A 6714-nucleotide genomic window follows, 5' to 3' on the forward strand; every position below is an offset into this window, starting at 1 on the left:
ATCAATCCATCCGGATCGTAACGAAGCGCAACTCACCGGTCTTCGACGCCAGCATCAAGAGCGCGTTCTTGCGGCCCTGCTCTTTCAGCGCGCCGATCCGGTCCATGACGTCCTTGGGCGTGGCGACCGACTCCTGCGCGATCTCGGTGATCACCTCGCCCGGCTGGATACCGCGTTCCGCGGCGGCGGAGTCCTTGGCCACGTCGGTGATGACGACGCCGGAGACATCGCCGGCGATGCTGAACTTCTTGCGCGTCTCGTCGTTGAGTTCGCCGACCGTCATGCCAAGCACCGAGGCGGTCGAGACGGCCGGAGCCTTGTCAGCGCCCTTGTTCTGGTCGGTATTGCCATTCTCGCCGCTCGCCAGCTTCTCGCCATCCTCGAGCCGGCCGAGCGTCACCTTCACCGTCTGCTCGACACCCTTGCGCACGATCAGCACGTCGACGGCCTTGCCCACCGGGCTTTCGGCGACGACGCGCGGCAGGTCGCGCATTTCATGGATGTCCTTGCCGTCGAACTTGATGATGACGTCGCCGGCCTGGATGGTGCCGTTGTCGACTGGTCCGCCCTTGATGACGCCGGCCACCAGCGCGCCCTTGGCGGTCGCCATGCCGAGGCTTTCCGCGATGTCGTCGGTCACCGGCTGGATGCGCACGCCGAGCCAGCCGCGCCGCGTCTCGCCATATTGGCGCAACTGCTCGACGACGCCAGAGGCGAGCTGCGAGGGAATGGAGAAGCCGATGCCGATCGAACCGCCGGACGGCGAAATGATCGCCGTGTTCATGCCGATGACCTCACCGGCGCTGTTGAACAGCGGTCCGCCGGAATTGCCGCGGTTGATCGCGGCGTCGGTCTGGATGAAGTCGTCATAGGGGCCTGAATTTATGTCGCGGTTGCGTGCCGAGACGATGCCGACCGTGACCGTGCCGCCGAGGCCGAACGGATTGCCGACCGCCATCACCCAGTCGCCGACGCGCATCTTGGTGGAATCGCCGAATTTCACCGCTGTCAGCTTGTGGCCTTTCGGATCGACCTTCAGCACCGCGACGTCGGTCTTGGTGTCGGTCCCGACCAGCGTCGCCTTCAAGGTCACGCCATCGGAGAAATTGACCTCGATGTCGTCGGCATCGGCGATCACGTGGTTGTTGGTGACGACGATGCCTTGTTCGGCGTCGATGACGAAACCCGAACCGAGCGACTGCACCTTCTGTGAGCCGCCATCCTTTTCGCCACCGCGGTTCTTGAAGAAATCGTCGAAGAAATCCTGGAACGGCGAGCCTTCGGGCAGTTGCGGCATCGGCACCGCGCCCGGCCCTTCCGTGCCCTTCACCGTCTGCGAGGTCGAGATGTTGACCACCGCGCCAAGCACGCCTTGCGCCAGGTCGGCGACCGAGGCCGGTCCGTCGGCGGCGAATGTCGGGGCCACGAAGGACGGAACGGCGACGGCGCCCAGGACCAGCGCTGCCGCGCCGGCGACCAACGTCCGTCGAGCGGCGTCCAAAAGGGTGTTGGATGTCATCGAGAAGCCTCCCGGCATTTCTAAAAGAGAAAAGCGCTTCGACGAAAACGCCGTGTCGCGCCATGATGGCAAGAAATACGGCACGTTTGCGGCTATGACTATCGGCGGAGTGTAAATCGAGCGTTATTCCGCAAACCGCCGCCTCTACACGCCCCGCACCAGCCAGACGACGCCGACACCAATGGCGATCGCCGCCAGCCCGCCGATCCGCAACGCATTCTCCGGCATCGACAGAACTTCGCCCGCGAGCTTCTTCGCAAGGCGGGGAAAGCCGCCATAGACCAGGCCCTCTATGACGAGGACCAGGCCTATCGCCGCGAAGAAATCCTGCACCGGCCGTTACTGGCCGGTGCTGGGTTGTGTCGTCGGCGCGGCAGGTGCCGCTGCCGGCGCAGCCGGCGCCGTCGGTTTCGCCGGTCCTTCCTTGCCGTCGGGATCGCGGAAGTAGCGGAAGAACTCCGAACTCGGCGACAGCACCATGGTCGTCCCGGTGTTGTCCAGCGCGGTGCCATAGGCATTCATCGACCGGTAGAAGTCGAAGAAGGCGGGATCGCGCTTGTAGGCATCGGCGAAGGTGGCGCTGCGCTGCGCCTCGCCCTCACCGCGCAGGATCTCGGACTCCTTCTGCGCTTCGGCAACGATCTCGACCACTTCACGATCGGCGCGCGCCGTGATGCGCTGTGCCGCTTCGTTGCCGCGTGCCCGCAGCCGCGCAGCCTCCGCCAGGCGTTCCGCCTTCATGCGGTCGTAGGTCTGCTGTGAAACTTCGGCCGTCAGGTCGGTGCGGCGGATGCGAACATCCTCGATCTGCAAGCCGAGCGACGTGGCGTCGGGCCTGAGCTGATCGCGCACTTCGCGCATCATCACGGCACGCTCTTCGGAAAGCGCGGCCTCGAAATCGCGCAGACCGTAGACGCGGCGCAGGGCAGCGTCGAGACGCGTCCTGAGCCGCGCTTCGGCCAGTTCAATCTGACCGGACACGGCGGCCCGGAAGACGCGCGGATCCGAGATGCGATAGGCGATGAAGGCATCGACCTCATAGAATTTGCCGCCCGAGACCTGGACGCGGATGTTGTCGAGGTCGAAGCGCAGCACCCTGTTTTCGATCAGTTGCACCGTATCGGCGTCGAAGAACGAGAACGGCGCCTTGAAGTAGATGCCGGGCTCGCTCTTGACGTCGACGATCTCACCGAAGCGGAGCACCAGCGCCTGCTGGCGCGCATTGACCACGAAGACCGAGGAATAGATCAGGAACAGGACGACCGCCGCCACGGCGACGACGATGGGAAGACGGTTGGCCATCACTTGGTACCTCCCGTGTTCGCGGCGGGCGCGGCCGGTGCTGGCGGTTTCGGCTGCAATGCGGGCAGCGGCAGATAAGGCAAGACACCCTGTCCGTTGTTCTGCTCGACGATGACCTTGCTCGAGTCCTTCAGAACCCTCTCCATGGTTTCCAGATAAAGGCGTTTGCGCGTGACATCGGGGGCTTTGGCATATTCGTCGTAGACCGAGATGAAGCGCTGCGCCTCACCTTCGGCTTCCTGCACCACACGGTTTTTGTAGGCGGCCGCGTCTTCGCGGACCTGGGCCGCCTCGCCGCGTGCCTGGCCGAGCTTCTGGTTGGAATACTGATTGGCCTGCTCGACGAACTTGTCCTCGTCCTGCTCGGCGCGCTGCACCTCGTCGAACGCATCTGCCACCTCGCGTGGCGGTGCCGCATCCTCGATGGAGACGGCGTTGACGTTGAGACCGGCCTTGTAGCCGTCTAGCGTCGTCTGGATGATCTCGCGCACCGAGGCCGCGATGCCCTGGCGATCGTCGCGGAAAATGTCCTGCGCCGGCCGGCGGCCGACGGCTTCGCGCATGGCGCTCTCGGCAACCTGCCGCAGCATGCCGTCCGGGTCGGAGACGTCGAACAGGTAAGCGCGGGGATCGGAGACCTGATAGGCCACGGAGAACTGCACATTGACGATGTTCTGGTCGCCCGAGAGCATCAGCCCGTTGCCGCTGGTGTTGCCGCCGCCAATGTCGACGAGCTGCTCTGAAATCTTCGCCGTCTCGACGGTCTCGAGTGGCCACCAGTGGAAATGCAGGCCTGGCTGGGAAAGCTCGGCCTTCGGCTTGCCGAAGCGCAGTTCGACCGCGACCTCGTCGGGCTGCACGGTATAGACCGCCTGGAAGGCCCACAGAACAACCAGCACCGCGGCAATCAGGCCGAACACCGCCGGACTGGCGCCACCGCCGCCGGGCAGCGCGCGCCGCAGCCGATCCTGGCCACGGCGAATGATGTCTTCGAGGTCGGGAGGCGACCCCTGCGGGCCGCTTGGCCCCTTCGGTCCCTGCCCCCAGGGTCCCTGATTGTTACCGCCGCCACCCCACGGGCCGCCGCCTCCGCCACCTTTGTCGTTCCAGGGCATGAATGTCCTTTCGCTTGGAATTCCCTCAAGCGCCGCGGTTACGGCGCAAATCCAGTGTCGTTCTTCTATAGGGACGCCACGGCGCGCTTTCAACGCGATGCGCCGCCGACTTCATCCGTTTTGGGCCGGTAGCGACCCTTTGTCGTCCTTTATCTTCAAACTGTCTCGCGGCGGCGCTCATAAACCGTATAGCGCGTCGCATGGCTGTCCTTTTCTCCTGACGCAATCTCCCGCGAACTGACCGCTTGCCATGCATCAGGGTCGATCGGCGGGAAATGCGCGTCGCCATCGACGGCGGCCAGCACATGGGTCACGTGCAGGCGCTCGGCCAGCGGCAGCGCCTGGGTATAGATTTCGCCGCCGCCGATGATGCAGACCTCGTCGACGCCTGTCATGCGGCGTCCGCGCACGGTCGCCAGTTGGATCGCGGCTTCAAGCGTATGCGCCACCTCGACGCCCTCGGCGCGCCAGGCCTTGTCGCGGGTGACGACGATGTTCAGCCTGCCCGGCAGCGGCCGGCCGATGCCTTCATAGGTCTTGCGCCCCATGATGATGGGCTTGCCCATCGTGTCGGCCTTGAACCGCTTGAGGTCGGTGGAGAGCCGCCAGGGCAACCCGCCGTCCCGCCCGATCACGCCGTTCTCGGCAATGGCGACATAGATGGCGACATGCATCAGTTTGCGTCCCCGCCATTGCTGTCCGACGGGACGAGCAGGAGGATGTCGATGTCGTGCTCGGGATAGAAATCGTTCGCCTTCATCTCGAAACGCGTCGGCCCGACCTTTTTGACGTTGTCGCCGCAGAACGAAACCAGGGCTTTCGGATTGCCCTTGTCGACGGTCAGCTTGAACTTGCCGATGGTGCCCGCAGCCCAGTTGCCGCCGGTGGTCAGGATATAGGCGATGCGGCTTTCGTAGAATTTGGGGTAGCCGTCCGGATTGTCCTTCGCCGCCTTGCGCACCGCATTCTCGAATGTGTCGTCCATGCAGTAGCGGCTCTTGTAGGCCGCGTATGAGTTCTGGAACTGGCCTTCATTGAAGAAACTGACCGAGGATGTGCCGCCCACGCTGGGCTTGTAGCGGTGCGAGACGTGAACGTCCTTGTTGGCCGGAAAGGCCGCGCGCCACCAATAGGTCGAGCGCAATTGCCAGAACGGCGAATAGACCGGTTTTTGGCCACTGTCGGCTGTGGAATCCCCGATGATGATGCCGCGGTTGACCCAGTCGTCAGCCACCCCTTGCGGCAGCTTCGCCAGCGCCGCCTTGGCCGCGTCGCCGAACGGGTTGAAGGGCACGTTTTGCGCCTTGAGGTCGGCGCCGATGTCGATGCCGAGCGCGAGCACCTTCTGCTCGAGTTGGGGCTTGGCCGCGACGCCGTCGATCGTCACCTCGAAGCCGAGGAAATTATCGCTCTGGTTTTCCGGGATCGCCGGCATCTCTTCGGGATCGCCCGAAATGTCGGGCATCGGGAAGGCGACGATCGCCTCGACATCCTTGTCGGTGTTGTTGTGGAAGACGTAGTCCACCGTCACCTTTTCGGGCGAGATGAAAAGATCCTCGCTTTGCATCGCCACGGCATCGCTGCGCGACAGGATCAGGCCGCCGGTGCCAAGCTCGGCAACCGAATCATTGGCCATTGCAGGCGCGGCCGAAAGCGCCAACGCTAAAGCCAGAACAGATCGCAACATCGAAGCCCCCTCGGCTGGAATGCCTGAATGACCCTAGCCGTTTCAATGCGGCGTTTCAAAGCCCTTCCGCTTGCTGGGCGTGCGTGACCGGTCTGGACACGCACGCGGTCTGGACACGCAGGCGGTCTGGACTAACAGGTTCCGATGGGGCAGGAGTTCGCGCCATGCGCAAGCTTCTCGTCATCGGCATCGGCGCCGGCAATCCCGACCACATGACTGTCCAGGCCATAGCAGGGCTGAACAGGGCGGACGTCCTGTTTATTCCCGACAAGGGCACCGACAAGACCGATCTTGCCAACCTGCGGCGCGGCATCTGCGACCGCTTCGTCACCAACCCGGCCTCACGCCGGGTCGAGTTCGACGTGCCGGTGCGCGCCGAACCAACCTCTTCCTATCGCTCGACCGTCGACGACTGGCATGAAGCCATCGCCGCCATCTACGAGGGACTGATCCGCGACGAGATCTCCGGGGGTGGCTGCGGCGCCTTCCTGATCTGGGGCGATCCTTCGCTCTACGACAGCGCTCTGCGCATCCTCGAGCGCGTGCGCCTGAGGGGCAATGTTGCATTCGACCTGGAAGTCATTCCCGGCATAACGGCCGTCCAGGCGCTGGCAGCCAGCCACAAAACGGCGCTGAACCGCATCGGCGATCCCGTGCTGATCACCACCGGCCGCCGCCTGACCGAGGAAGGCATGCCGGCCAATGCCGGCAGCGCCGTCGTCATGCTCGACGGCAAATGCGCCTTCAACACGCTGGCCGACCAGGACCTTTTCATCCAATGGGGCGCCTATCTCGGCACGCCCGACGAGATCATCATCTCCGGCCGCCTTGGCGATGTCGGCGCCGAGATCGAAAAGCGCCGCGACGAAGCCCGCCGGAAGAAAGGCTGGATCATGGATACGTATTTGCTGCGAAAGCCGGAGTAGTGGAATAGTGAGTAGTAAATAGTGAGTAGTCAGTAGTCAGTGAGGACTAGGCTGTACTCACTACTCACTACTCACTACTCACTACTCACTACTCACTACTCACTACTCAACTACTCACTACTCACTACTCACTACTCACTACTCACTACTCACTACTCACTACTC

7 protein-coding genes are annotated in these 6714 nt (G+C 63.6%); 1 reads left to right on the forward strand and 6 read right to left on the reverse strand.

Annotated features, from left to right (window positions below; all coding sequences use genetic code 11):
• Position 1: 1 nt before the first annotated feature.
• From FJ943_RS20210 to FJ943_RS20235, 6 genes are all read right to left on the reverse strand, one after another.
• Positions 2-1519, reverse strand: a complete 1518-nt coding sequence (locus FJ943_RS20210; protein ID WP_140724138.1) for a DegQ family serine endoprotease — start codon at positions 1517-1519, stop codon at positions 2-4.
• A gap of 144 nt (positions 1520-1663) precedes the next feature.
• Complete coding sequence (locus tag FJ943_RS20215) at positions 1664-1852, reverse strand: DUF2065 domain-containing protein (RefSeq protein ID WP_015317277.1); 189 nt, start codon at positions 1850-1852, stop codon at positions 1664-1666.
• 6 nt (positions 1853-1858) lie between these two features.
• On the reverse strand, positions 1859-2821 hold the full coding sequence (locus tag FJ943_RS20220) for a protease modulator HflC (protein WP_140724140.1): 963 nt from the start codon (positions 2819-2821) through the stop codon (positions 1859-1861).
• Positions 2821-3936 carry an FtsH protease activity modulator HflK gene (gene hflK, locus FJ943_RS20225; RefSeq protein ID WP_015317275.1) on the reverse strand — a complete coding sequence of 372 codons (1116 nt, stop codon included), beginning with the start codon at positions 3934-3936 and terminating at the stop codon, positions 2821-2823. Before hflK ends, FJ943_RS20220 begins: the two co-directional genes overlap by 1 nt.
• A gap of 155 nt (positions 3937-4091) precedes the next feature.
• Positions 4092-4610: a dihydrofolate reductase gene (locus FJ943_RS20230; protein ID WP_140724143.1), complete on the reverse strand. Its 519-nt coding sequence runs from the start codon at positions 4608-4610 to the stop codon at positions 4092-4094.
• Positions 4610-5623, reverse strand: a complete 1014-nt coding sequence (locus FJ943_RS20235; protein ID WP_140724146.1) for a DUF4424 domain-containing protein — start codon at positions 5621-5623, stop codon at positions 4610-4612. Before FJ943_RS20235 ends, FJ943_RS20230 begins: the two co-directional genes overlap by 1 nt.
• A gap of 164 nt (positions 5624-5787) precedes the next feature.
• Here FJ943_RS20235 and cobF point away from each other — a divergent pair, with 164 nt between their 5' ends.
• Complete coding sequence (gene cobF, locus FJ943_RS20240; RefSeq protein WP_140724149.1) at positions 5788-6549, forward strand: precorrin-6A synthase (deacetylating); 762 nt, start codon at positions 5788-5790, stop codon at positions 6547-6549.
• The last annotated feature ends 165 nt before the right edge of the window (positions 6550-6714 follow it).

The sequence above is a fragment of the Mesorhizobium sp. B2-3-10 genome, assembly GCF_006442275.1.
Lineage (GTDB): Bacteria > Pseudomonadota > Alphaproteobacteria > Rhizobiales > Rhizobiaceae > Mesorhizobium > Mesorhizobium australicum.